This window comes from Acinetobacter sp. YH12070, assembly GCF_013419625.1.
Classification (GTDB): Bacteria; Pseudomonadota; Gammaproteobacteria; order Pseudomonadales; family Moraxellaceae; genus Acinetobacter; species Acinetobacter amyesii.
In genome coordinates, this window is record NZ_VOZT01000039.1 from 1 (window position 1) to 23,943 (window position 23,943).

Genomic DNA, 23,943 nt, shown 5'->3' on the forward strand with positions numbered 1-23,943 from the left:
AGCAAGAGTGAACCACCTGATCCCTTCCCGAACTCAGAAGTGAAACCTCTTAGCGCTGATGGTAGTGTGGGGTTACCCATGTGAGAGTAAGTCATCGCCAGCTCATTATTCGAAACACCCCCTGATATCTCAGGGGGTGTTTTTTTATGCGTGATGAAAAGGGAAGAAAAAAATAATAAGAAAAGCAGAAGAAAAAACAGGGAAATGATAGATATTTAAAAAGAATAAGGCCGATCAACAATAAACTCGTCTAGAACTCTTTTATATCATTTAAAATGTTTTGCTAATGAAAATGTGTAATAAATCAATATAATAAAATCGTTTGTCTCTTTAATAATATATAGGGTATTTAAGATGTTTTTAAAAAAATTATTAGCTACAGTTTTATTTGCATTTGTTTCTTTCAATACTACAGCCGGTGTGTATCAGGATAAACTAAGTGAATGTTTGGTAAATAAAATTTCAGCAAAAGAGAGTCAGAACTTAACAGCTTGGATTTATTTGGCATTTTCAGCACATCCAGAAATTTCTAAATATAGTAAAGTAACGCCAGTTGAGATACAAAAAATTGATAAAAATATGGCTATTCTATTTCAAGATTTATTTACTAAACGTTGTAATGCTGAAATCAAAGCTGTTACAGAAAATGAAGGAACAAATGCTCTAGGTAAAGCATTTGAACTATTGGGAAATCGTGCAGCTGAAAATCTGATGAAAAATCCAATTGTTGAAAAACGTATTGCATCATTTGCGCAATATTTTGATGAAGATAAAATGCGTCAATCTATGAAATAATTGAAGAGATTAGACCTAACAAAATTTATCCTCTTAAGCTTAGTTAGGTCTATATGGTTAAATAAAAGATTAAATTTTTAGAAATTATAAGGAACTTTTTAAATTATTTTGATGTTCTTTAACTTGTTTTGCATAACGTTTGCCTTGTTTTTTCATTTTTCGATTGGTGTTATAAGCAGTAGGTCCGACATTATAGTAGGCTAAAGCTTTTGGAATACTACCTGCCGCATTTTTATATTTAGTTAAAATAAATGACCCACAATTAATATTGGTTAATTCGTCATATAAATCCCCAGGGCATGTTGCTTGCCAATAACGTGGCATCACCTGAGTTAAACCGACTGCACCTGCAGGAGAACTGACATAAGGGCGGAAAGTTGATTCTTGGCGAATAACGGCAGCCAGTAGTAAAGGATCTAAGTTGTATTGATCGGCAGTTTGCACAATGTAGGGTGACACTCGATTTGCAGTTTCAGGATTGACTGAATAGGCCTTTTGGATCCCTGATGAAAGTTTAACTGCACGTTTTTCTACAGAGCCACCACCTAGTGATGAACATCCAGAAATCAGGGTTACAGATATAATAACAGTTGAAAACTTTAAGCTGTGAGCGCTTAGGAGCGACGAAAGACGAGTTGAAAGGCGAGTTTTATTCAGTACATTCTGCATTTATATTCACTTTAAAATAATCATGGCTAAGTGTAATTTCTAAAGCGATATTATGAACTGGAGACTTAGAGGTCAATATTTTCTTAAGATGCCCTGTACAGTGAAATTGTAAGAATTGATGGAAATGTACTCAAATTACATGATTTTTTAAGTGAAGAGAGAAAAACAGATCGTGTTGATTGAGTCAGTATTTCTCTCTTTACATTCTTACTTAAGATTGTGGGGCATTCAAATCCCGAGAACTTTAGTTATAAAAAACTAGAATAATCCACTCCTTAAATATCCCTATTTGAAAAAGCTATAACTTTTTTCAGAGGTGTGAATGGAATCTAAGTATAATTTAAAGTGTTTTAAGCATCCAAATTTCGCATGCTTGGCTATGACCTGTATTGCCCTTGGGAGCTTGTAAGTGTTGAAATCCTACTTTTTCATAGAGTTTTACCGCTTGCCCAAGTGTATGTGTGGTTTCTAAATAACACGCTTTAAAATTATGATCTTTAGCGAATTGAAAACAAAGTTCTAAAATATCTTTGGCTAAGCCATGACCACGTAATTCAGGCATAAAATACATTTTTTGGATTTCTAAAATGCTTGAGTCTCCAACTAAAGGAGAAAGGCCGCCACCACCTAAAATTGTACCGTGTTGATTTTCAATAACCCAATATTGTGCATTTGCTTGCGCATAAACGTGATATAAATCATCTAAAATTGGATCTGCAACGGCAAATCCTGATTCAGGTGCTAATCCAAATTCTTTGGAAACTGTGCGAATGACATTGGCAATGCTTGCATTATCTTCAATTTGAAGTGGTCGGATTTGAAACATAATGATCGAAAAACAAAAAGATGGATCGTTTATAAACTGATCCTATAAAAAAATCCATCTCTAAGTTTAAAGCTACTCAAGCAAAAAATTATTTTAATTCGCTTGAACTTTTACCCAGTTCACGACGTGCAACGATTAATTGTTGAATTTGCTGTGTGCCTTCAAATATATCGAGGATTTTTGAATCACGTGCCCATTTTTCCAATAATTCATCTTCGTTATAACCGACAGCCGCTGCGAGCTCTACACACTTTAACGTGATTTCATTACCTACACGGCCTGCTTTTGCTTTAGCGATGGATGCTTCACGTGAGTTAGGTTTTTTGTTGTCGGCCATCCATGCGGCTTTGAGCATGAGTAGACGTGCTGCTTCCCAGTCTGCTTCCATACGGTAGATTTGTGCAGCAATATTCGAGCTTTGTAAGATCGGTGTTGAATACTGCTCATCTAATTCATCTTTAAAGATTTCTTTAATTCGCTCTAAAGATGCTTTTGCACAGCCAACAGCCATCGCGGCAACGAGCGGGCGAGTATTATCAAAAGTTTCCATAACCCCAGCAAAACCTTTTGCTACATCAATTTCAGCATTACCTAATAAGTTTGCAGCAGGGACACGACAATCTACAAAACTAATGGCAGCAGTATCAGAAGCTTTAATACCCAATTTATGTTCTAAGCGTTCTACAGTCATGCCCAGCGTACCTTTTTCAACAACAAAGGATTTTATCGCTGCACGGCCTAATTTTTTATCTAGCGTTGCCCAAACCACCACAGAATCAGCACGTTCGCCCGAGGTGACAAAGATTTTTTCACCATTGAGTATGTATTCATCACCATCTTTCGTCGCTGTTGTCCGAATAGCTGCTGAATCAGAGCCGCAATTGGGTTCTGTAATGGCCATAGCGGCCCAAGTCCCTTTTAAGCGTTCTAGTTGTTCATCATTGGCTACAGCCGCAATCGCCGAGTTTCCAAGCCCTTGACGAGGCATACTGAGCAACAGGCCTGTATCTCCATAGCACATTTCGATGATACTGAGGGCTGTTGACATATTGACACCGTTTTTATTACCAGTGTCTGTGTCGCCACGTTTATTGACGGCGGCACCTGCATTCATGCCATCACCGCCATCATTCATACCGTCAACGAGGGAAGATAACATGTCTAATTCTTTTGGATAGGCGTGTTCGGCTTTGTCATATTTACGTGAAATAGGGCGTAGAACATTTAAAGCGACTTCATGGGCTTGGTCGATCAGCAATTTAAATTTTTTCGGATTTTGTAAGTTCATGGACATTTCCTTGTTTTTATTTTGCTGAATTATGCATGTAAGCCAGATTGAAGAATCGCTGTGGCACGTAAGTCTCGATACCAACGTTCTACGGGATGTTCTTTGGTAAAGCCATGACCACCTAATATTTGCACGCCATCGGTCCCAATTTTCATCGATTTTTCAGCACATAGCACGCGGGCTAAATAGGCTTCACGATGAAATGGCTTGCCGGCTTCGGCTAGACTTGCGGCGTTTAGGATGAGCATATGCATGGCATCAATTTCGATTGCCATATCTGCAATCATAAATGCCACACTTTGACGGTGCGAAATTGGCTCTCCAAAAGCTGTACGTTCGTTTGCATATTGAATGCAATATTTTTTGACTGCAGTTGCGGTGCCAACAGCCATGGCACACCACATTAAGTTGCCAAGATCGATAAATGATGTGTAATTGAAATCTTGATCGCCTAAGCGTTGGGCAGGGGTCTGATCAAATTTTAAAGTTACCGTTTCAGTGGCTTTTAAACCCATAGCTGGAGTTTTTTTAGCGCTAATGCTCTGGTCACGTTGCACTATAAAAACTTCAGGCTGCCCATTGAGCATGGCACTCACCAAGAGCACATCTGCTTGTTCGCCTAGAAGGACTAAGGTTTTCTCCCCACTGATTTTATACTGCTGGCCGTCAGCAATCGCCTGAGTTTTAAGTTGATAGGGATTAAATGCCGCCGTTGCCTCTTGAACCGCAAAGCTTGCACGCAGAGCTGAATCATCTGCAAATGCCGCTAAGTAGGTTGCTTGAACAGATTCTGAACCCCATTGGGTGATAGCGTTGATACAGCTAAACGTCGACAGTAAACCTGCTGTTAAACTAAAGTCACCTTCAGCCAATTGTTCAGCAATTAAGATATTGCTAATGATATTTTTTTCTGCCGCGACGCCACCCAAATCTTCAGGTAAGGCATAATAATTTAGACCTAGATCTTGGATATGTTGCCATAACGCTTCAGGAAATCTTTCCTCTTGATCGGCTTGATGAGCAAGTGGATACAAGACTTCTGTGGCAAACTGCTGCATCGCATCAGCAGTCATTTGTTGTTCTTCAGTCAGGTTTAAATCAAATAATGATTTTTGTTGATTAGGCAAACGTTGCTTATGCACATCTTTGTTGGTCTGAAATACTTTTTGCGTCTGGCTCAGGGTTTTAAAACCAGCTTTTGAGCTTTGATACAAAGATTTTTCAACAAATTTGCGCAGTTTAAACTGATCGAGTACATCACTTCCGGCAATTTTAGTTAAAAGTGAGAGTCCAAATCCTTGTGCCTTGTTTACCATATTGGTCATTGTTGTTTTCCATTTGCGTTGTTCTTATTTAATGCTGACATGCCAAAGATAGAAAAACCATGTCATAAATGACATGCATGATTGTCAAAGATAAACGGCGAGATTAGGTGGGATTCGATAGCTAAATAATTAATTAAGAATAGAAAAGTAAAAAGGCTTAAAAGTATTGTTATTTTAAAATTGACTTGGCTGACATTTGAGTCAGCCAAGTCTTGAAGTGTGCATTGAGTGATTATTGATATTTTTTAATCATACGACGAACATTGGTTTTTGCTTCAATGACGGTCATAAAGGTATATGCACCGATAAATTTACGGCTAATAAACATAAACTCTTTAGGTGGAACTGAGAAATAGCGAGATGCCATCGATTTTGACGCTTGTTGCATCACACGGCTATGTAATTGGCTTTTTTTCCAGTCATAGCGTTGTTGTTCGTCCATAACACCAGCAGGGATGTTTGGGTTATTTTCAGTGCTACTAAATGCCTCTGTCGCTAACAAAAAGACTTTAGCCATATCAGGTTTAATACTTTGTGGAATACCATCAAAGAACTCATAACCTGTCATCGCTTTGACCATTTGCTCAGAGCTATGGTGATAACCCGCGGTAATCAAATTACGTGCAACGCTTAATAGATGATCATCAAACTGACGGATCGCACCAAAGTCGAGGAGTACGATTTTATCTGGTACATCCGCACCATTGCCCAAACGCACCAAATAGTTTCCGAAGTTAGGGTCGGTTTGCATTTCACCCCATTCAAAAATTTCGCGTACGGCAATTTCGAGTGATGCTTCACCTAAGGCGTTACGGCGCTCTTGAGGAAGTGACAGCATTACTGGGCTGTTAATCGGTACACCACGTTCAAAGGTCATACACAGTACTTGAGGTGTTGAATAACCTTCAATGATTTGCGGCACGATATAGCGTGGGTCTTCTTTTAAGCGTGCAGCAAAACGGCGAGTGGTATCTGCTTCGATTTTATAATTTACTTCACGATGCATCATTTCACGAACTTCATCAAACCACTGATCAAATTCACGGGTTTGGGGCACCATTCGTGTCAGTTTGAGCATGTTTTTGAATAGATTCATATCCGAATCGATTGCATCTGCCACACCCGGATACTGGATTTTTAATACCAGTTCTAAACCATCAGATTTACGTTTTGCACGGTGAACTTGTGCCAAAGACGCAGTGCCAAGTGGCTCATGATCAATCACGAGATCATCAAGCTTTGAGCCAAGTTGATTTTGTAATTGGACTTTGATGGCTGGCCATGCCAATGCAACTGTTTGATTGTTCAAGGTGTTGAGGGCTTGGGTGATTTCTTCAGGCAGAAAATGTTCACCATACAACGCCATCATTTGCCCAATTTTTACAATCGAACCTTTTAATTTACCAATTTCTGCGACGAGATATTCAGCCTGATCTTTCATGGCTTTTTTACGTTTTTTCTCTTTTTCTTCTTCACTCGAAAAAATAGAAGTGGCGTTTGATGCTGCCCAACGAGTTCCCGCAAGTAGCGATGCCTTTGCGATAGATAAGCGTCGATCCATAGAAGACGTTTTCAAGTGTTTGAGCTTATCGTTCTGATCTGACATGTAAATTAAATCCTTTAATCAGCAATTCGCAGAAAAATACATTGTAGCTAATTTTAACGTTTCTTAACGTATTAAAATAGTTCAACTTACTGAATATGCAGTAAGCATTTGCAAACTTAAGCAAGATGCCGCGTAGACAGGTACATTGGAAAGAAAACTATAAACGATATTTGATTTTTACCGTATCATTTTGCATCAATGCGGCTTTATGTTCTTCAATATGTTGATGAATAAGATGTTGGACAGATTCGTCTTTAAATCCGGAAGCATAACCTTTGACAATAATAATGCTCGGTAAGCTAAAAAATAGGGTACGTGCGTTTTCTAGACTCGCATCAGGGAAAACTTGATGTTCGATCAGTAGTTGCTGAAAAAATGCCTTTTCAGTTTGCACATTTAAAGACTGAGTGTCTTCCCAATAGCTTTGACGCATAGCCATGAGGTTATTGTGCTTATAGCTCATTGGAGCTCCGCATTTAAAATTTAACTGTTTGTATGGGGATGATTTTAAGAAAATAAAGCTTAGGATCAAGTACAAATTGCTAAACAATTGAGCTTAAATTGGTTTTTATTCGTAATTTTCATCTATTTGGTTTTATAAAATGCTGAAGAAAGGCCTAAAGTACACATTTCATTTCAGCGAATGTATCAGACCTCATATATACGGTTATGAAATGCTTTCAAGCGGTGAATAATGCCGTATTTTTATTATAAATAGCATCAAAACAAGGTATCATAGGGCGTTTAAAAAATTATGAATTGGAGACGCCTTAAGTGGATCGACCGACTATTAGCCCTGAACATTTACAGGAAGCAGCTGAAAACCTATCAACAATTCGTGATTATATCCGCTTTGGGGTAACAGCTTTACGTCAATATGATGCCCACTTAGGACAAGGTACAGAAGACTATTTTGCTGAAAGCTCAGCATTGGTTTTACAAACGTTATCTCTAGATTGGAATGCAGATGCGGAAATCTTAGATGCGAAATTATTGCCAAGTGAAGTTGCAGAATTTTTAGCATTGTTAGAACGTCGTATTAATGAAAAAGTTCCGACGTCTTATTTACTTAACTTGTCGTATTTCTTTGGTAAGCCATTTTATGTCGATGAACGTGTACTGATTCCACGTTCTCCAATTGCAGAATTGATTGAAAACCGTTTTGCGCCGTATTGCTTAGGTGAAAATGGCGAGATGGGTGCTGCGGTTAATAACCTACCTGAAAATGCCAATCCAAAAACTCCTCAGCGCATTTTAGATATGTGTACGGGTTCGGGTTGTATCGCGATTGCCTTAGCTTATGCATTCCCAGACGCTGAAGTTGATGCAACAGATTTATCTAAAGATGCACTTGAAGTGGCACAAATTAACTGTGAACACCACAATAAACAATATCAAGTGGCATTACTCGAGTCTGATTTATTCGCCAAAATTCCAGCAGAAAATCAATATGATTTGATCGTGTCGAATCCGCCATATGTGGATGCTGAAGACATGGCAGATTTACCAGAAGAATTCCACCATGAACCTGAAATGGCGCTTGCTGCGGGTCAAGATGGTTTGGATCTTGTCCGTAAAATGTTGGCACAAGCTGCAGATTACCTGACTGAAGATGGCTTAATTGTGATCGAAGTGGGTAACTCTGAATGGGCAATGCGTCAAAACTTCAATACCGTTGATTTTTATTGGTTACAGTTCCAAAAAGGCGGTACAGGTATCTTTGCATTGACTGCTGCTCAATGCCGTCAATACCGTGATTTATTCATTCAATCTGTTAATTCATAAGGAGTCGTTGGCATGGCAGGTAATAGTATAGGGCAACTCTTCCGTGTAACGACTTGTGGTGAATCTCATGGTGTTGGCCTGATGGCCATTGTTGATGGGGTTCCACCAGGAATTGAACTGTCTGAAGCTGATTTGCAAAAGGATCTAGACCGCCGTAAGCCGGGTACATCGAAATTTGCAACGCAGCGTAAAGAGCCAGATGAAGTTGAAATTATTTCAGGTGTGTTTGAGGGTAAAACTACCGGTACTTCAATCGGTCTTTTAATCCGTAATACGGATCAGAAATCGAAAGATTATGGCAATATCGCGCAAACCTTCCGTCCGGGACATGCAGACTATACCTATACCCAAAAGTATGGTTTCCGTGACTACCGTGGCGGTGGCCGTTCAAGTGCGCGTGAAACTGCGATGCGTGTGGCAGCGGGTGCGATTGCCAAGAAATTCCTGTTTGAAAAATTTGGGATAGAAATCCGTGGTCATGTCACACAAATCGGTACTGAAAAAGCAGAAAAACTGGACTGGAACGAAGTTCCAAACAACCCGTTCTTCTGTGGTGATGTTGATGCGGTGCCGCGCTTTGAAGCGCTAGTAACATCGCTTCGTGAACAAGGCACAAGCTGTGGTGCACGCCTTGAAATTATTGCCTCTAAAGTCCCAGTGGGTTGGGGTGAGCCAGTATTCGATCGTTTAGATGCTGATATTGCACATGCCATGATGTCAATCAATGCCGTGAAAGGCGTGGAAATTGGTGATGGTTTTGGTGTCGCTGAGCAGTTCGGTCATGAAACCCGTGATGAACTCACAACAGATGGCTTCCTGGCAAACCATGCAGGCGGTATCTTGGGTGGTATTTCTAGCGGTCAGGACATTCGTGTTTCGATTGCACTAAAACCAACCGCTTCTATCACGACTCCAGGTAAAACCATTACCATTAACCGTGAAGATACTGACGTTCTAACTAAAGGCCGTCATGATCCTTGCGTAGGTGTGCGTGCGACACCGATTGCTGAAGCGATGCTAGCAATTGTGTTGATGGATCATTTCATGCGTCATCGTGCGCAAAATGCTGATGTGGTTGCGCCGTTTACACCGATTGAACCCAAGTGAGGAAACAAAGCGCTGCTTTGTTCCGAACGCGGTTAGTGAGTAGCGTTAGCGAGTCACAGTAGATAAATAACAAAGCGTTGCTTTGTTCCGAACGCGGTTAGTGAATAGCGTTAGCGAGTCACAGTGGATAAATAACAAAGCGCTGCTTTGTTTCGAACGCGGTTGGTGAGTAGCGTTAGCGAGTCACAGTGGATAAATAACAAAGCGTTGCTTTGTTCCGAACGCGGTTGGTGAGTAGCGTTAGCGAGTCACAGAGGATAAATAACAAAGCGTTGCTTTGTTTCAACGCGGTTGGTGAATAGCTTTAGCAAGTCACACTGATGAGCAAATTGCATAAAAAAACCAGACAATTGTCTGGTTTTTTTATTTCAGTAAAATAAGCCTATGAAAATAAATAGCTAAAGAATATGAATATAAGACATGCTTTACTTGAAGATATAGAGCAGCTTGAAAGCTTAATGAATACAGCCTATCGGGAAAATCATCCAAAGAGCTGGACGACAGAACATCATATTGTTCGAGGAAATCGAATAAATGCGTCTCAACTCAGTCAACTCTTACAAAAAAGGGATTTTCATTTATATGTGATTGAGTCGGTTCATGCGCAGATCATGGGGTGTATTGGTATTCAAATGCGGGGAATGAGCTGTGAAATTGGTCATTTTGCAATTCATCCAAATGAGCAAGCTCAGGGCTTAGGAAAAAAATTATTGCAATTCGCAGAACAGCAAGCGATGTTGATTGAACCCAATGTTGAAGAATTTGTAATGTATGTGATTGATCGGCGTTTAGAATTAATAAAATATTATCAACGACGTGGCTATAAGCTAACAGATGAAAATCAAGCCTATCCTCTTCATCTAGAGGTAGGTCAACCGATGTGTGAACTCACAATTAAACAACTAATTAAACGAATAAAATAAAGACCATGTGATGCATTTGATCAATTTATAAAGCGAGATGAATAAAAAATCCCCAAAAAACATACACTAACTTTTGGGATTTTGATTTTAGACTATTTGGGCTTAAGAGTAAGCACGTAAAAATAGTCGGTAGGCATCTGATGATTTTTGGTTTTTTAGCATATAGTGTGCGATTTCACCTTGGTTGGTATTCATAATCACCGCAATATCTTTTGCGTCACAAAATTGTTTAAGCACAGTATCTGGGATCATCACGGTATTAGAAGAATCAATCACATTTGAATTATCTAAGCGACGATAATTTGTTTGACCTATTGCAGGATAAGACAATACTTTGCCGTCGATCACAAAAGATATTTCATTCATATCAAGCTGCTGTTGATCATAAGAATGCAGTGAAAGTGCATACTCACCTTTATTCTTTTGCTAATCAATTGCAAGTTCAGGACATTTTTGCCCAGCTTCACATAGTAACTGACCTCGAGTAATGGTTCGTTGGATCACTTTGCTGTTTTCAACGGTATTCACACCATTTAGCTTCAAGGTTCTTGTTTCAGGATTATTTTTAGGTACGGTAATACAACCTGTGAGTAGTAGGAATGTAAATCCTAGAACTAAATAATTTTTCATGCGTATTTCCATGTTAGCGTTATTTTTATGAGCAATATTTATTTTGGCGCATATTCACACAGGAAAACAAAAAAGTAAAATACATCACACTTTTCTAGTTTTGTTCGAGCACTGCTTTGATATAAGTGGTCGATATTTTAATAAAAAATATTATTAAGTGATGTAAATCTTATTTCATTGAAATTTAGATAACTTAAGCAAGATCTGTGATTTTGCGCTATCAATCTGCTCGGGATTGGTTTGTCGAGACAATTGAACACGTGGTTTTTCACCTAAAAAATATTTGATCCGTTCAGCATTTGCACCTGATGGATGGGGAAGTCCTGCTAGAATTTGTTGATCATTTAAATAGCCTAAGCTACATACATAATTTAAAACCTCATCTACACCTTTGCCTAGCGGGATATAAATTGCGTTCGGAAGCTGTTGAACCAAAGGAATAAAATAATCATCAATATGTTGTTTTAATAATTCATTTTTTAGCATTGCGGGTGTTGAACCTGCATAATTTTTTCCATTGACCAAAATGCATTGCTGTAAAACCGAGCACATTTGCACTATATCTTGATGATTGCTAAATAGCTCAGCAGTGGTCTGTATGCCTAATTGATTGTGTAATCCAATATGATCTAGCAGTTGAGTTAAATTTTTACGAATAGGGCCACTAAAAGCACCACTATTCTTGGCAAGTTTAAGAATGTTTTCCTCAGATAATTGCTGTTCTAAGCTGTCCTTCGCTGCGATTAATGAATTACGCCATTGTTGTTGGCCTGGGCAGATGCCGACGATGACCACTTTTGCATCATGATTTATGGCCTCGAATGGTGCATAAAAACTTTGAACAGGCCCCAGAGTCTTAAGAAGGAGTAAATCACTTTGGGTTAATTCTTCAATAGAATGTGTTTTGATCACAGATGCAAAGCGAGAGAAAAGCGTAGAATCCGACATAAAACTTCAATCTTTCTAGTTATAAATTTCATTTAATATTTTAAACCTTTATTTTAAAGATGAAGTATTTAGGTGTAGGAAAAATGATTTTAAATTTATAACCTAACAACTTAAATCGATATAAAAATAATATTTAACAATATTGACCCAAATAGGACTTGAGATTTGGTACAAATATTGCTCATATCTAACTAAGGCAATACCAAGATGAATGCCGAATAAAAATGAATGGATGATTGCAGGAGAGAAGCACAGATCGTGCTCGCCGAAGGAGCAAGTTCCCCCAGGAAACTCTCAGGCAAAAGGACTGTAATCATATAAAAATCTGGAGAGAAGTAGGCTAGACCTACTCACCGAAGGGGAAGGTTCACATTGCTTCGCAAGGAACCAAAGCTCTCAGGTACCAATGACAGATGGGGCGAACATAGGAAATATAATTTCCAAGGAGCCTATATGTGTCATATTGTTGTGATTGGTGCAGGTATTACTGGGGTAACGACAGCTTACGAACTCGGATTACTCGGTTATCGTGTCACTGTGGTCGATAAACATCTTTATCCTGCGATGGAAACGTCGTTTGCCAATGGTGGACAATTATCAGCGTGTAATGCTGAAGTCTGGAACCAAAAAGCAACGGTAGTGAAAGGCATCAAATGGATGTCACAAAAAACCGCGCCATTATTATTAAATCCAAGTTTTAATCTACACAAATATTCATGGCTCTTTGAGTTTATGGGGCATATTAAAGATTACCGTGAAAATACTCACGAGACCGTCCGTCTTGCATTGATGGCACGTCAGCGTTTATTTGAAATTGCTGAGCATGAAAACTTGCAGTTTGATTTAGAAAAACGCGGCATTTTACATTTCTTTCATAATCAACATGATTATGAGGTGGCGACTCAAGTTAATAATATGCTCTGTGAAGGTGGTTTAGAGCGTCATCCTGTGACATTAGCTGAAATCCGTGACATTGAGCCTAGTCTGACAGGTGAATACTATGGAGGCTTTTATTGTCCGGGTGATGCCACTGGAGATATCCATAAATTTACAACGCAGCTTGCCAAAGCAACGGAACGCTTTGATGTGAAATATATGTGGGGTTTTGAGGTGACTGACTTTGAGCATCATACAAAAGGTGTCAATGTTCGATTAAAAGCCAGTGATGAAAATATGGAAAATCCTGATGCAGATAGCATACTTGAGGCAGATGCTGTAGTGGTCTGTGGTGGCGTAGGTAGTTATGAACTTGCACATAAACTCGGTGATCGCGTAAATGTGTATCCAGTCAAAGGATATTCAATCACCATTAATTTAAATGATGAACAAAGTCAGGCCAATGCGCCTTGGGTAAGTCTGTTGGATGAAAGTGCCAAAATTGTGACTTCACGCTTAGGTGCAAATCGACTCCGTGTTGCAGGTACGGCAGAGTTTAATGGCTATAACCGAGATATTCGTGCCGATCGCATTCAGCCTTTAATTGATTGGTCGAATCGTAATTTTAATCTATCAACAGAACATGTGGTGCCGTGGGCGGGTTTACGACCAATGATGCCCAATATGATGCCAGTAGTGCATGCAGGTAAGCGAGATCATATTTTCTATAATACAGGGCATGGTCACCTTGGATGGACTTTATCTGCGGCAACAGCTGCAATGATCAGCCAGCAAGTGCAGCAAACACATCCGATTTAACTGACATATTGTAGACATCAAAAAAGCCTCAATGTTGAGGCTTTTTTGTATTTTTCTAAGTCATTCGAATTTGATCTTAATCATATAAACGATAAATCCCTGCAAAACGTTCACAGCCTTTTTGTTCGGTTTTTACTGAGAGTAAGGCCTTACTGTAATTGAACTGATATTTGCAGTCGTGTTCATTATCGGTGATTTGATTTTTTTGTTCGGGTGTTGTGTAAGCTAAAAATGGAATGGTTTGTGTTTCAACTCGATTGTTCGGATTACGATAGGCAATGCCTTCGATTTTGATGCTGTCTTTGCCCAGTTGATGCACTTTTAAATGTACAGGTGATGTCGCAAAATGGCCATTTTCAAATTTAAGATAATGCTGCGTTAAACTTTGGTTCATTGAGGTATAAATATTCAAATCTTCATAGCGAAGCTCGAATTGTTGTTTAAAACACTCCAAGTTTTTGCATTGCTGAACCCGACTGTACCATAATTTTTGCGTATCTATCAGCAAGCGTACAGGGGCATCTGTAATCAACTGTGCCGTTAAAAAAAGCCCATCTAGCTTTTCACGTTGTTCTTCAAAACCGTTAGAACAGTAATTTTTTTTTGCCTGAGTATTGGCCTGATCACAGTCTATCTTTTCTGCATGCGTAAACGTCGCTAGGCCAGAACCTATTAGCAGAACAAGTCCGAATTTTTTGATGATATTTATTTCAGTTTTCAACAGCATGATCGCTTATACTTTCACTATGTTGCGCTTGCCCACACTATAGCGAAATAGAAAGCGTGAATACAAGATTTCAATCATTATTTTCTCAAGGAACTCAAGCATGATAGCTCAAATTCGTATCGGTCAGGGCATGGATGTGCATGCATTTGAAGAAGGTGACTTTGTAACGCTTGCTGGTGTTCAAATTCCACATACACATGGACTCAAAGCACATTCAGACGGTGATGTAGTACTACATGCGCTTTGTGATGCATTATTAGGTGCTTTGGCACTTGGAGATATTGGTCAGCATTTTCCAGATACAGATCCTAAATTTAAAGGTGCCGATAGTCGAGTACTTTTAAAACACGTTTATCAACTGATTTTAGACCGTGGATACGTACTTAATAATGCTGATATTACTGTGGCTTGTGAGCGTCCTAAACTAGCAAAACATAATTTAGAAATGCGTCAAAGCATCGCAGATGTTATGGATGTTGAAGTCACACAAATTAGCATCAAAGCGACCACCACCGAAAAATTAGGGTTTACTGGTCGCCAAGAAGGTATTCTTTCTACTGCAACAGTACTGATTTCTCACGCAAAATGATCTGGATGGATCAGCGCATGTTGTAAATCTTGAGTTGCTTTACGGCCTTGGAGTTGTAAGGCAACCGCATGGATTAAACCTGTCCATGTTTCATTGGGTTCCCAAATTTGATGCATCAAATCTTGAGCCTTTGGCACATCAACATCCATATAGTATTGACGATATAAATACATCAAACTGCTGACACGGAAGTTTTTCGCACAGTGTAGCCAAACAGTTTGACCTTGAACCAAATGGTCAATCATATCGAGTACTAAAAGGCATTGATCATCTGAAGGGGTATCCCAAGAGATCGGAACTTGGATGTAGTTCAGGCCTAGATCTAGGCAAATGCGGTCTTCATGCTCGATATGATTGGATGCATCGGTCAGTGCTAAATTAATAACCGTTGAAACACCATATTCTTTGATCGTTTGAAGCTCAGAAGGAGATGGTTGACCGGACGTTAATAAGTGTTCATGTATATATTGGAAGTTTTCAATGTGACTTAACGCATTTTCGATTTCATTCATCTGACAAATAATCCTTCAAAGTAAAACGCCATCTTGAAGATGGCGTTTTTCATTCACTTAGCGTGTCGGTAACACATCTTTAAGTGCTTCATGCATCTCTAACAAGACTTTTTCAGTCGTATCCCAATCGATACAGCCATCAGTCACTGATTTACCATATTCGAGGTCACAGAGGTTGGCAGGAATATCTTGACGACCACCTTTTAAGTGACTTTCTACCATAATACCCACGATTGACTTGTTTCCGTCAAGGATTTGTTCAGTAATATTTTTCAGAACAAGGGGTTGTAGGTACGGGTCTTTGTTTGAGTTTGCATGACTGGTATCAATCATGATTTTGCCACTAACTTTTGCTTTGGCTAATGCCGCTTCGGCATCTGCAACAGAACCTGCGTCGTAGTTTGGTTTACCGTTACCGCCACGAAGTACAACGTGTGCATATGGGTTACCACTGGTACGAATAACAGAAACTTGACCTTGGTCGCTTAAGCCCAAGAAGCTATGACCATGTTTAACAGATTGCATGGCATTGGTCGCAACGGTTAAACCGCCATCTGTACCATTTTTAAAGCCCACAGGTGAAGAAAGGCCAGAAGACATTTCACGATGTGTTTGGCTTTCAGTGGTACGCGCACCAATCGCTGACCAAGAGATAAGATCTTGGTAGTACTGTGGTGAGTTTGGATCGAGTGCTTCAGTTGCACAAGGCAAACCTTTTTCATTCAATTCAAGTAAAAGTTTACGACCAATACGTAAGCCTTTTTCGATGTTGAAAGAGTCGTTCATGTCAGGGTCATTAATTAGACCTTTCCAACCCACAGTGGTACGTGGTTTTTCAAAATACACACGCATCACGACATAAATCGTATCTTGGATTTTGTCACTTAAAACTTTTAAACGGTCAGCATAATCATGTGCAGCGACTGTGTCGTGAATTGAACATGGACCAATGACAACAAAAAGACGTTTGTCATTTCCATCTAAAATATTACGTACAGTTTCACGGCCCTTAAGGACTGTTTGATAGGCAGTTTCAGTCAGAGGTAGCTCTTTTTTTAGTTCTGCAGGAGTAACAAGAGGCTGAATGCTTTTTACATTCACGTCATCAATGTCGTTTTGGGTAATAGAATTTGACTGTAAAGTATTCATTGCCGTCACTGGTTTGATTATACAAAAGGTTGTTTCGTGAGCCGAATATAACATGAATATAGCATTCAAATGTTATAAAAAAGATCAATAAGTCTCTGAAAAAAAAGTGATGAATCGGGCAGTTAATTTAAACCTGCTGACTATTCACCGTCGGTGCGATCAACATTGCAGTTGTTGGTTTTTCGACAGGTTTTGATTTTACTGGATTAATGATGAAATTCATGCCTAAAACAAACAAGGTAATACCTAAGACTTTACGAATGACTTTTTCAGGTAAACGTGAGCTGATTAAAGTTCCGACCACAATCGCTGGAATTGAACCCACCAATAACCAACCTAATAAAAGAAAATCGACATTACCAGAGCTCATATGACCCAAGCCAGCAACCAGTGTAAGAAGCACGGCATGAACGACGTCAGAACCAATAATACGAATCATCGGTAAGTTCGGGAACATGAGCACTAAAGCCATAATACCGAAGGCACCTGCACCAACAGACGATAGGGTAACGAATACGCCTAAAATAATCCCCATGATGATGATATATGCACGCTTATTTTTTGCTTGGAAATTGATCCGTTCAAGATCCGCACTCATATCATCCAACTGATCATTTTTTCGAAATTTATTAAAGAATTTTTCGATATGACCACGGAAAATAATGGAGATCCCTGTAATGGTCAGCATAAAACCCAAAAACATGGTTAACACGGTTTTGTAATGTGTCGATTGGCTGAGATAATTTTCAAGTACCCAATGGGTTGCAAAAGACGCAGGGATACTGCCGACAGCAAGCCAAATAACAATGGTCCATACGATATTCATTTTACGTGCATGAACTAAAGAACCACAAAATTTTGAAATTGCGGCATATAGTAAGTCTGTGCCAATCGCAATATGAGGTTCAATTTTATACAGGCTAATCAGGATCGGGGTCATCAGTGAACCACCGCCAACACCGGTAATACCTACGCAGAAACCTACAATTACACCTGCCAGAATGAACTCTAAAGGACCGACCATCGCTGAATGCCAAATATCAAAAAACGTGCATATCTTATGACTAATTAATATAAGTCGTTGTCTCGATTAGTGATTTACTTGTGAAAAAAATAGATAAAGAATAATTTAATTTGGAAATTAATAAATTTTATATAAGCTAAGTTATTGATTTCGGCTTTCTCAACTGGTTGATAGTTCAAATGGAGATTATGCTGCAGTGAAATCATGTATTAAGAATATAAAGGAGTGACGATCTGAAAATAGATATCCAATGTCTAAAACGCACCGTAGGTTTATTTTCCTAGTCTTTAATTAGTTATTTATCGATATATGCGACTGTGAACTTAAAGTCCATTCCTGCAAAATCTATACTCCTTAAAAAGATAAGGTTTCGCCATTATTCGAATATGGGTAGAAGGACACTAACTAGACATTTTAACCATGCGACAGGGCTACCAATTGTCACATGGTTAAATAATGAAAGACTGCGATATGCGGCTGAATTGCTCGAATTGACAGATTATTCAGTTGATAAACTTGCGGAAGCCTCTGGTTTTAATACCGCAGTGCTATTTCGTAAAATGTTTAAGAATAAATACGGCACAAATCCGAACCATTGGCGGAAAAATTTTAATCAGAAGCTAAGTAGCAGTGATGAATATTTCTAAGATGGTGAATTAAAGACGTGCAGCTTTTTTTAGGAAATCTATTAACTTTGCGAAGGACTCGTATAGAATCTATAGCTAAAGAAAATTGAGTTAAAAGGACAGACTTTTGCAAAATCGGAAACTTAAAATTGGCATCGTGGTTGGGGAAGTATCGGGGGATACATTAGGCGCCAAGCTTATCCGTAGTTTTCGAGAGCAAGGGATTGATGCGGAATTTGAAGGCATTGGTGGTCCGCAAATGATTGCAGAAGGCTTTAACAGCTATTATCCGATGGATATTTTATCGGTGATGGGGATTGTTGAAGTCTTAAAAGATATTAAAAAACTCTTTGCTGTACGTGATGGTCTGGTTGAAAAATGGACTGAAAACCCTGTCGATGTTTTTGTAGGGATAGATGCACCGGATTTTAATTTGCGTTTATCTAAGAGCTTAAAGCAAAAACAGCTACCAATTAAAACAGTGCAATATGTCAGCCCTTCAGTGTGGGCATGGCGACAAGGCCGTGTACATGGCATCAAGGCGAGTATCGATTTAGTCCTTTGTTTATTTCCTTTCGAAAAAGCGTTTTTCCAAAAATGGCAAGTTCCGGCTGCATTTGTCGGACATCCATTGGCAAGTCAGTTGCCTTTAGATAATCCACTCGTTGCGGCTAAACACGAGTTAGGCTTAGATGAGCATCAAAAACACATTGCATTACTTCCGGGCAGCCGTCGCGGTGAAATTGAGCGCTTAGGGCCTTTGGTACTGTCTGCCGCACAGATTTTGACGGAGCAGCATCCAGACTATGTGTTCCTGATTCCTGCAATCAATGATGCACGTAAACAGCAAATCGAAGTGTTGCTCAAGCAGTACCCTGAAGCATTACAAGCCAAAGTTCGCTTGATGGAAAACACCGATACCGAATCTAAAATTGGCCGTCAGGTGATGAACGCATCGAATATTGTCGCTTTGGCATCTGGTACAGCAACCTTAGAAGCGATGCTTTTACACCGCCCAATGGTGACCTTTTATAAGTTAAATTGGCTGACCTACCATGTGGTGAAATTACTGATCAAAATTCCGTATTATTCATTGCCAAATATTATTGCGGGCAAAAAGGTGATTCAGGAACTTATTCAACATGATGCAACACCTGAAAAATTAGCAGCAGAAATTGAAAGCTTGATGGATGTTGAAAAATCGCAAGTTCAAGTGATGCAGCACATCACCATGCATAAACAACTGCTTTCAGGCAACAGTGAAAACCCTGTGGAAGCGATTTTAAAGCTTTTAGATTAAACCTTTAAGATGACTCAGTTTTTGCGAGTTGATGCTGCTGTCGATACTGGCTCGGTGTGAGATCATAAAACTTTTTAAAAGTTTGGCTAAATGCCGTTTCAGATGAGTAACCTATACGATGGGCAATTTGCTGAATAGTCAGTTGCCCCATTTGTAAGTGCTGTGTTGCCAGTCGCAAACGATGTTGCTGCAAATAGGCGAGTGGAGATTCACCGAGCATTTGAGTGAATAAACTGGCAAATTTAGAACGTGACATGCAACATTGTTCTGCCAAGCTTTCGACGGTCCAAGCATGCTGTGGTTGTTCATGAATCGCGGCCAAAGCGTTGGATAATTCAGGATGACTCAAGGCATGCAACCAACTGCTTGAATCAGACAAGGCTGCAATATAATCACGCACACATTCGATAAATAAAATACTCACCAAATGATCCAAAATTTTGTCGCGGCCTGGACGGATCTGATGCGCTTCAACTGCCAGAAAATGTAAGCCAATTTGCAACCATTCCGGTGTGGTACTGCTCATGATATGTGGTGTATGTAACAGCGTGGGGAGTGCATTCACTAAGGGCTTTGCCATAATGCTGTCGACATGCCCACGGATCGCTAGTACAAACAATTCTTCTGCTTCATGAGATTCGGCAGAATTTAAATCAATGGTTTTATTTCGTTGCTCTTGAAACAGTGGTGTGATGTTCACTGATTCGACCAAGATATCAGACTGTATAGATTTGCAGTGATGGTTTTGCCCTGACGGAATAAGGCAAAGATCGCCAGCTTCAAGTAAGACCTGCTCTTGATCTATATGTACAACACACTGACCTTGAATCACTACATACGCAACCATGGCATTGTGATCTTGAAAATGAAAAGCCCAAGGATGCTGTGATTTCAAATAAATATATTCAGATCGATGGAGATGAATATCATCAAAAATTTTACTTAAAGCATCCATATTTCAAATATTTACTCATATTAATTTTGTATTTATAGATGGTCACTATGTGCTTAAAGGTCAACATTTATCCTTAAATGCCAAAGACGATAGCATAGTTTTTTTGGACGCTTAAAACTGTTCTGGCTGCCCATATTTTACGAATATAAACACAGAAGAAGTAATTAAGGAAGTCTAGCGCATGAATGCACCAGTAAAATTAAATGAACAGCAGCTCGCTCAGTTAGAAAGTAAAATCGGTAGTGTTTTAGATAAAAAACGTTATGGTTGGCTATTGAGTCCAGGTTTACCAGTCATTGGTATGGGGATCTTGGCGGGTTATCATTTTGGTCCCAAACCGACAAAAAAACTATTTGCCATGGGCGGGCCGCTTCTACTGCATGTCATTATTCCTGCACTAGATGCACTGATCGGTGATGATGCCAATAACCCGACAGATGATGACATTAAAGTTTTAGTGAATGATCCTTATTATGATCGTATTGTCAAATTATTTATTCCACTGCAAATGGCAGCGAATGCTTTTGCTGGCTATGTGGTTACCCGTAAAGATGTTTCATTATTAGATCAAGTTCTACTTGGGATTTCGATGGGTGCCATCAATGGCGTCGGTGTAAATACAGCACATGAACTCTGCCATCGACCTCATAAAAAAGACCATTATTGGGCACATGCGACGCTCGCACCTTTGGGTTATAGCCATTTCCGCATTGAACATCCTTATGGACACCATAAACGTGCGGCAACACCTGAAGATCCTGCATCCTCAAAAATGGGCGAAACCTTTTATGAGTTTTGGCCACGCACTGTATTTGGTGGAATTAAATCGGCGGTGCAGATTGAGAAACAACGCTTAAAACGTAAAGGTTTAAGTTTCTTTTCGAAGGACAATGAGCTGTTTCATGGTTGGGCGATGAGTGCTGGTTTTCATACCGCGATGCTGAAAATGTTTGGTAAAGGCGTGACACCGTATTTAGTTACACAGGCCTTTTATGGAATCAGCCTTTTTGAAATTATTAATTATATTGAACATTATGGCCTGAAGCGTGAGCAAAAACTGGATGGAAGTTATGCGCGAACCATGCCTCAACATAGTTGGAATAACAATAATATCGTGACCAATCTATTTTTGTATCAATTACAGCGACATTCAGACCATCATGCATATCCGACTCGTCCATTTCAGGCTTTAAGACATTTTGATGAAGCGCCAGAGTTGCCTAGCGGCTATGCCACTATGCTAATTCCTGCTTTAGTACCCTCTATTTGGTTTAAGATGATGGATAAACGTGTCTATGATCACTACCAAGGCGATTTAACTAAAGCCAATATTCATCCTAAACGTCGTGCAAGTATTTTTAAAAAGTTTGCAATTTCAGACGTTTAAATCGAATACCTGATAAGAAGAATCCCAAGCTTGTTTAGTTGGAATTTTTTATTGTGCGTATTATTAACCGATGCTACGCAGTAACATCAGAAGCGCACGTTGATTCAAATAAAAGAACGATACACGGTAACGTCATCCGAAATTGTTTGAGACAAGACTTATTGTAATCAAAAATGTTTCTGCGATTCTTTGAATAATTAGACGTTAGTGAACGAGTTTTGTCGGTGAGGTGCATTGCACCGCAAGATGGTTTCCTTTCGAAGCTTCGCTTCTCATTTTGCCGAATGAGAAACAACGTTTCGTAAGAGTATCTCCAGCCGAAGGCTAATACCTTTATTCAATCCTTAGATGTAAGACACCGTCGCATTGACTTAAAAATCATTTTTAAAATGTGAAATTAATTCTACATACGTAACATCAATTAAAATCCCAAATTTTCTATTTGAAATTTAGTCACTTCTCAAGACCACCAATAGCGCAAAATGTGGAAAAAAATCGGTGCTGAAAAGCAGATGGAATCAATTCGGTCGAGCATGCCACCATGGCCTTGGATGAGTTGTCCCCAATCTTTTACACCACGATCGCGTTTAATGGCTGACATGACAAGACCACCAAAGAAACCGAATATACAAACAATAAAACCAATACATGCAGCCTGTAGATAGCTAAAGGGTGTAAGCCATGACATAGCAACACCTAATGCAGTGGCTAAAGCAATGCCTCCGATTAATCCTTCTACGGTCTTAGATGGTGAAAGTATCGGTGCGACTTTGTGTTTTCCAAATAGCTTGCCACAGACATATTGTAAGACATCGGAGGCTTGTACCACCATGATCAGCCAGATCGCTAGCCAAATTTTTTCACCTTCAAATCCGGGAAGTTTAAGATTTAATAGCGCAGGCACATGCGAAATACAGAATACGCTGATCATTAAGCCCCATTGAATTTTTGAACTGCGTTCTAAGAATCGCGTGGTATCTTCGGCTTTGAGTGTAGCGATAGGGATAAGAAGAAATACATACAGCGGAATAAAAATAGAATATAGCCCGTACCAGTCGATATACACCAAGTAATACTGGTAAGGGATGACAAAATAAAAAGCGATCAGCAACGGAAGATAATCACCGCGACGGGTTGGCAGTAAACTGATAAATTCACGTAAAGCAAAGAGTGAAATCAACGCAAACAGGATCACAAAGGCAATTTTGCCTAATGAAATTGCTACACCAAGTACCAACAACATGACCCACCATGCATTGATCCGCGCATTTAAATTGTCGATGACCGGTGCTGGTGCATAACCCGCTTTAAATTTTAGTATTGAGCCAATGGTTGAGGCAATAATCAAAATAACTGCAAAGATACCAAACAATACATAGGTCATTTGCGCATTGGTGAATTCCATTATTGATACTCCAATGCTTTTAATTTGAGTAATTCTTCCTGAGCGTAGTTTAAAAACTCAGTTTTACTGTGTTCATTATGGGCTTCTAAAGGTTTGCCAAAAATAACGGTAGATAATAATGGCAATGGTATAAGCGCGCCTTTAGGCATGACACGTTTTAAATTAGAGATCCACACTGGTACGATTTCAACATCAGGAAATTGATTTTTGAGATGGAATAAACCGCTTTTAAACTCTAATATTTCAACGTCATCATTTAAATTTCGAGTACCTTCAGGAAAGAAAATAATCGAGTCACCTTGTGCTAATACGGTTTTGATCGGTTCTAATGGATCTTGATTTTGCTCTCGATTTCGCTGAATAGTGACGCCAGTAAACGTATCTTGAATGAGAAAACGTCGAAAGCCATCTTTTAGCCAATAATCCGAAGCCGCTACAGGACGCGTATTTCGTCTGAGATCTGTCGGTAGTGATGACCAAAGCAAAATAAAGTCGATATGGCTATTATGATTTGCATAATAAATACGCTGCTTCATTACAGGTTTACACCCGACCCATAGACTCCGCGCGCCCGTGAGCAGCCGCGCACCACGACGAGTGAGAAAGGCAATATAGCGAGCAATTGAACGGCTTAAAAAATTACCTTTCATTGGTGAGTGAGCATTCCTTGAA

The 23,943-nt window shown here is 39.4% G+C and carries 25 protein-coding genes, 1 rRNA gene and 1 riboswitch; of the genes, 10 read left to right on the forward strand and 16 right to left on the reverse strand.

Annotation, left to right across the window (positions count from 1 at the left end; all coding sequences use genetic code 11):
- Together rrf and FTU17_RS11955 are read left to right on the forward strand one after the other, a co-directional pair.
- Nucleotides 1–103 (forward strand): 5S ribosomal RNA (gene rrf, locus FTU17_RS11950); the annotation flags it as partial.
- A gap of 251 nt (nt 104–354) precedes the next feature.
- Nucleotides 355–795: a hypothetical protein gene (locus FTU17_RS11955; protein ID WP_180005580.1), complete on the forward strand. Its 441-nt coding sequence runs from the start codon at nt 355–357 to the stop codon at nt 793–795.
- Nucleotides 796–879: 84 nt separating this feature from the next.
- Here FTU17_RS11955 and FTU17_RS11960 read toward each other — a convergent pair whose 3' ends face one another.
- The 6 genes from FTU17_RS11960 to FTU17_RS11985 all read right to left on the reverse strand — a co-directional run bounded on the left by FTU17_RS11960 (nt 880) and on the right by FTU17_RS11985 (nt 6,972).
- Entirely contained in the window at nt 880–1,464 is a 585-nt protein-coding gene (locus tag FTU17_RS11960) for a lytic transglycosylase domain-containing protein (protein WP_180054910.1), read from the reverse strand.
- Between the two features lie 340 nt (nt 1,465–1,804).
- Nucleotides 1,805–2,290, reverse strand: coding sequence for a GNAT family N-acetyltransferase (locus tag FTU17_RS11965; RefSeq protein WP_180135570.1), 486 nt, complete (start codon nt 2,288–2,290; stop codon nt 1,805–1,807).
- Nucleotides 2,291–2,378: 88 nt separating this feature from the next.
- Entirely contained in the window at nt 2,379–3,578 is a 1,200-nt protein-coding gene (locus FTU17_RS11970) for an acyl-CoA dehydrogenase family protein (RefSeq protein ID WP_180109163.1), read from the reverse strand.
- Nucleotides 3,579–3,607: 29 nt separating this feature from the next.
- The gene (locus tag FTU17_RS11975; RefSeq protein WP_180135588.1) at nt 3,608–4,894 is read right to left on the reverse strand and encodes an acyl-CoA dehydrogenase family protein; all 1,287 of its coding nucleotides are present in this window, start codon (nt 4,892–4,894) and stop codon (nt 3,608–3,610) included.
- Nucleotides 4,895–5,135: 241 nt separating this feature from the next.
- On the reverse strand, nt 5,136–6,509 hold the full coding sequence (locus tag FTU17_RS11980; RefSeq protein WP_180135572.1) for an AarF/ABC1/UbiB kinase family protein: 1,374 nt from the start codon (nt 6,507–6,509) through the stop codon (nt 5,136–5,138).
- Nucleotides 6,510–6,666: 157 nt separating this feature from the next.
- The gene (locus tag FTU17_RS11985; RefSeq protein ID WP_180135574.1) at nt 6,667–6,972 is read right to left on the reverse strand and encodes a hypothetical protein; all 306 of its coding nucleotides are present in this window, start codon (nt 6,970–6,972) and stop codon (nt 6,667–6,669) included.
- Between the two features lie 311 nt (nt 6,973–7,283).
- On the opposite strand from FTU17_RS11985, the gene prmB reads away from it, so the two are divergent.
- From prmB to FTU17_RS12000, 3 genes are all read left to right on the forward strand, one after another.
- On the forward strand, nt 7,284–8,294 hold the full coding sequence (gene prmB / locus FTU17_RS11990) for a 50S ribosomal protein L3 N(5)-glutamine methyltransferase (RefSeq protein ID WP_180135575.1): 1,011 nt from the start codon (nt 7,284–7,286) through the stop codon (nt 8,292–8,294).
- Between the two features lie 12 nt (nt 8,295–8,306).
- Complete coding sequence (aroC, locus tag FTU17_RS11995) at nt 8,307–9,401, forward strand: chorismate synthase (RefSeq protein WP_099339031.1); 1,095 nt, start codon at nt 8,307–8,309, stop codon at nt 9,399–9,401.
- Nucleotides 9,402–9,808: 407 nt separating this feature from the next.
- Nucleotides 9,809–10,324, forward strand: a complete 516-nt coding sequence (locus tag FTU17_RS12000) for a GNAT family N-acetyltransferase (RefSeq protein WP_180135576.1) — start codon at nt 9,809–9,811, stop codon at nt 10,322–10,324.
- A 102-nt stretch (nt 10,325–10,426) separates the two neighbouring features.
- On the opposite strand, the gene FTU17_RS17540 is transcribed toward FTU17_RS12000, so the two are convergent.
- The 3 genes from FTU17_RS17540 to FTU17_RS12010 form a co-directional block, all read right to left on the reverse strand.
- The gene (locus FTU17_RS17540) at nt 10,427–10,690 is read right to left on the reverse strand and encodes a hypothetical protein (protein WP_252725827.1); all 264 of its coding nucleotides are present in this window, start codon (nt 10,688–10,690) and stop codon (nt 10,427–10,429) included.
- A 60-nt stretch (nt 10,691–10,750) separates the two neighbouring features.
- Nucleotides 10,751–10,954 (reverse strand): hypothetical protein, encoded by a 204-nt coding sequence (locus tag FTU17_RS17545; protein ID WP_257227394.1) that lies wholly within the window; start codon nt 10,952–10,954, stop codon nt 10,751–10,753.
- 174 nt (nt 10,955–11,128) lie between these two features.
- Nucleotides 11,129–11,902 (reverse strand): hypothetical protein, encoded by a 774-nt coding sequence (locus tag FTU17_RS12010; protein WP_180135577.1) that lies wholly within the window; start codon nt 11,900–11,902, stop codon nt 11,129–11,131.
- Nucleotides 11,903–12,131: 229 nt separating this feature from the next.
- Nucleotides 12,132–12,222: riboswitch (glycine riboswitch) on the forward strand.
- Nucleotides 12,223–12,355: 133 nt separating this feature from the next.
- On the opposite strand from FTU17_RS12010, the gene FTU17_RS12015 reads away from it, so the two are divergent.
- Nucleotides 12,356–13,597, forward strand: a complete 1,242-nt coding sequence (locus FTU17_RS12015) for a D-amino acid dehydrogenase (RefSeq protein WP_180003788.1) — start codon at nt 12,356–12,358, stop codon at nt 13,595–13,597.
- 76 nt (nt 13,598–13,673) lie between these two features.
- On the opposite strand, the gene FTU17_RS12020 is transcribed toward FTU17_RS12015, so the two are convergent.
- Nucleotides 13,674–14,324: a hypothetical protein gene (locus tag FTU17_RS12020; RefSeq protein ID WP_180135578.1), complete on the reverse strand. Its 651-nt coding sequence runs from the start codon at nt 14,322–14,324 to the stop codon at nt 13,674–13,676.
- 100 nt (nt 14,325–14,424) lie between these two features.
- On the opposite strand from FTU17_RS12020, the gene ispF reads away from it, so the two are divergent.
- The gene (ispF, locus tag FTU17_RS12025) at nt 14,425–14,913 is read left to right on the forward strand and encodes a 2-C-methyl-D-erythritol 2,4-cyclodiphosphate synthase (RefSeq protein ID WP_168378679.1); all 489 of its coding nucleotides are present in this window, start codon (nt 14,425–14,427) and stop codon (nt 14,911–14,913) included.
- On the opposite strand, the gene FTU17_RS12030 is transcribed toward ispF, so the two are convergent.
- From FTU17_RS12030 to FTU17_RS12040, 3 genes are all read right to left on the reverse strand, one after another.
- Entirely contained in the window at nt 14,901–15,425 is a 525-nt protein-coding gene (locus FTU17_RS12030; RefSeq protein WP_180011892.1) for a protein tyrosine phosphatase family protein, read from the reverse strand. The genes ispF and FTU17_RS12030 overlap by 13 nt on opposite strands.
- 57 nt (nt 15,426–15,482) lie before the next feature.
- The gene (locus FTU17_RS12035) at nt 15,483–16,574 is read right to left on the reverse strand and encodes a 3-deoxy-7-phosphoheptulonate synthase (RefSeq protein WP_143221612.1); all 1,092 of its coding nucleotides are present in this window, start codon (nt 16,572–16,574) and stop codon (nt 15,483–15,485) included.
- A gap of 127 nt (nt 16,575–16,701) precedes the next feature.
- Entirely contained in the window at nt 16,702–17,598 is an 897-nt protein-coding gene (locus tag FTU17_RS12040) for a sulfite exporter TauE/SafE family protein (protein WP_180135579.1), read from the reverse strand.
- 386 nt (nt 17,599–17,984) lie between these two features.
- Here FTU17_RS12040 and FTU17_RS12045 point away from each other — a divergent pair, with 386 nt between their 5' ends.
- Nucleotides 17,985–18,245 (forward strand): helix-turn-helix domain-containing protein, encoded by a 261-nt coding sequence (locus FTU17_RS12045; RefSeq protein WP_180135580.1) that lies wholly within the window; start codon nt 17,985–17,987, stop codon nt 18,243–18,245.
- A gap of 106 nt (nt 18,246–18,351) precedes the next feature.
- The gene (gene lpxB, locus FTU17_RS12050) at nt 18,352–19,524 is read left to right on the forward strand and encodes a lipid-A-disaccharide synthase (protein WP_180135581.1); all 1,173 of its coding nucleotides are present in this window, start codon (nt 18,352–18,354) and stop codon (nt 19,522–19,524) included.
- 4 nt (nt 19,525–19,528) lie between these two features.
- Here lpxB and FTU17_RS12055 read toward each other — a convergent pair whose 3' ends face one another.
- Nucleotides 19,529–20,479 carry an AraC family transcriptional regulator gene (locus FTU17_RS12055; RefSeq protein WP_168378674.1) on the reverse strand — a complete coding sequence of 317 codons (951 nt, stop codon included), beginning with the start codon at nt 20,477–20,479 and terminating at the stop codon, nt 19,529–19,531.
- A 181-nt stretch (nt 20,480–20,660) separates the two neighbouring features.
- On the opposite strand from FTU17_RS12055, the gene FTU17_RS12060 reads away from it, so the two are divergent.
- On the forward strand, nt 20,661–21,866 hold the full coding sequence (locus FTU17_RS12060; protein WP_180135582.1) for an alkane 1-monooxygenase: 1,206 nt from the start codon (nt 20,661–20,663) through the stop codon (nt 21,864–21,866).
- Between the two features lie 460 nt (nt 21,867–22,326).
- Here the strand turns inward: FTU17_RS12060 and FTU17_RS12065 are convergent, their stop codons facing one another.
- Nucleotides 22,327–23,271 carry a phosphatidate cytidylyltransferase gene (locus FTU17_RS12065; protein WP_078191012.1) on the reverse strand — a complete coding sequence of 315 codons (945 nt, stop codon included), beginning with the start codon at nt 23,269–23,271 and terminating at the stop codon, nt 22,327–22,329.
- Nucleotides 23,271–23,921 carry a 1-acyl-sn-glycerol-3-phosphate acyltransferase gene (locus tag FTU17_RS12070; RefSeq protein WP_180063796.1) on the reverse strand — a complete coding sequence of 217 codons (651 nt, stop codon included), beginning with the start codon at nt 23,919–23,921 and terminating at the stop codon, nt 23,271–23,273. The genes FTU17_RS12065 and FTU17_RS12070 overlap by 1 nt, the downstream gene beginning before the upstream one ends.
- Nucleotides 23,922–23,943: the final 22 nt, after the last annotated feature.

What these genes read in the sequence shown, in the direction of transcription:
- FTU17_RS11955 (WP_180005580.1), top strand. Translation starts at nt 355, where the DNA reads ATGTTTTTAAAAAAATTATTAGCTACAGTTTTATTTGCATTTGTTTCT.
- FTU17_RS11960 (WP_180054910.1), bottom strand. Translation starts at nt 1,464, where the DNA reads ATGCAGAATGTACTGAATAAAACTCGCCTTTCAACTCGTCTTTCGTCG.
- FTU17_RS11965 (WP_180135570.1), bottom strand. Translation starts at nt 2,290, where the DNA reads ATGTTTCAAATCCGACCACTTCAAATTGAAGATAATGCAAGCATTGCC.
- FTU17_RS11970 (WP_180109163.1), bottom strand. Translation starts at nt 3,578, where the DNA reads ATGAACTTACAAAATCCGAAAAAATTTAAATTGCTGATCGACCAAGCC.
- FTU17_RS11975 (WP_180135588.1), bottom strand. Translation starts at nt 4,894, where the DNA reads ATGGTAAACAAGGCACAAGGATTTGGACTCTCACTTTTAACTAAAATT.
- FTU17_RS11980 (WP_180135572.1), bottom strand. Translation starts at nt 6,509, where the DNA reads ATGTCAGATCAGAACGATAAGCTCAAACACTTGAAAACGTCTTCTATG.
- FTU17_RS11985 (WP_180135574.1), bottom strand. Translation starts at nt 6,972, where the DNA reads ATGAGCTATAAGCACAATAACCTCATGGCTATGCGTCAAAGCTATTGG.
- aroC (WP_099339031.1), top strand. Translation starts at nt 8,307, where the DNA reads ATGGCAGGTAATAGTATAGGGCAACTCTTCCGTGTAACGACTTGTGGT.
- FTU17_RS12000 (WP_180135576.1), top strand. Translation starts at nt 9,809, where the DNA reads ATGAATATAAGACATGCTTTACTTGAAGATATAGAGCAGCTTGAAAGC.
- FTU17_RS17540 (WP_252725827.1), bottom strand. Translation starts at nt 10,690, where the DNA reads ATGAATGAAATATCTTTTGTGATCGACGGCAAAGTATTGTCTTATCCT.
- FTU17_RS17545 (WP_257227394.1), bottom strand. Translation starts at nt 10,954, where the DNA reads ATGAAAAATTATTTAGTTCTAGGATTTACATTCCTACTACTCACAGGT.
- FTU17_RS12010 (WP_180135577.1), bottom strand. Translation starts at nt 11,902, where the DNA reads ATGTCGGATTCTACGCTTTTCTCTCGCTTTGCATCTGTGATCAAAACA.
- FTU17_RS12015 (WP_180003788.1), top strand. Translation starts at nt 12,356, where the DNA reads ATGTGTCATATTGTTGTGATTGGTGCAGGTATTACTGGGGTAACGACA.
- FTU17_RS12020 (WP_180135578.1), bottom strand. Translation starts at nt 14,324, where the DNA reads ATGCTGTTGAAAACTGAAATAAATATCATCAAAAAATTCGGACTTGTT.
- ispF (WP_168378679.1), top strand. Translation starts at nt 14,425, where the DNA reads ATGATAGCTCAAATTCGTATCGGTCAGGGCATGGATGTGCATGCATTT.
- FTU17_RS12030 (WP_180011892.1), bottom strand. Translation starts at nt 15,425, where the DNA reads ATGAATGAAATCGAAAATGCGTTAAGTCACATTGAAAACTTCCAATAT.
- FTU17_RS12035 (WP_143221612.1), bottom strand. Translation starts at nt 16,574, where the DNA reads ATGAATACTTTACAGTCAAATTCTATTACCCAAAACGACATTGATGAC.
- FTU17_RS12040 (WP_180135579.1), bottom strand. Translation starts at nt 17,598, where the DNA reads ATGGTCGGTCCTTTAGAGTTCATTCTGGCAGGTGTAATTGTAGGTTTC.
- FTU17_RS12045 (WP_180135580.1), top strand. Translation starts at nt 17,985, where the DNA reads ATGGGTAGAAGGACACTAACTAGACATTTTAACCATGCGACAGGGCTA.
- FTU17_RS12055 (WP_168378674.1), bottom strand. Translation starts at nt 20,479, where the DNA reads ATGGATGCTTTAAGTAAAATTTTTGATGATATTCATCTCCATCGATCT.
- FTU17_RS12060 (WP_180135582.1), top strand. Translation starts at nt 20,661, where the DNA reads ATGAATGCACCAGTAAAATTAAATGAACAGCAGCTCGCTCAGTTAGAA.
- FTU17_RS12065 (WP_078191012.1), bottom strand. Translation starts at nt 23,271, where the DNA reads ATGGAATTCACCAATGCGCAAATGACCTATGTATTGTTTGGTATCTTT.
- FTU17_RS12070 (WP_180063796.1), bottom strand. Translation starts at nt 23,921, where the DNA reads ATGAAAGGTAATTTTTTAAGCCGTTCAATTGCTCGCTATATTGCCTTT.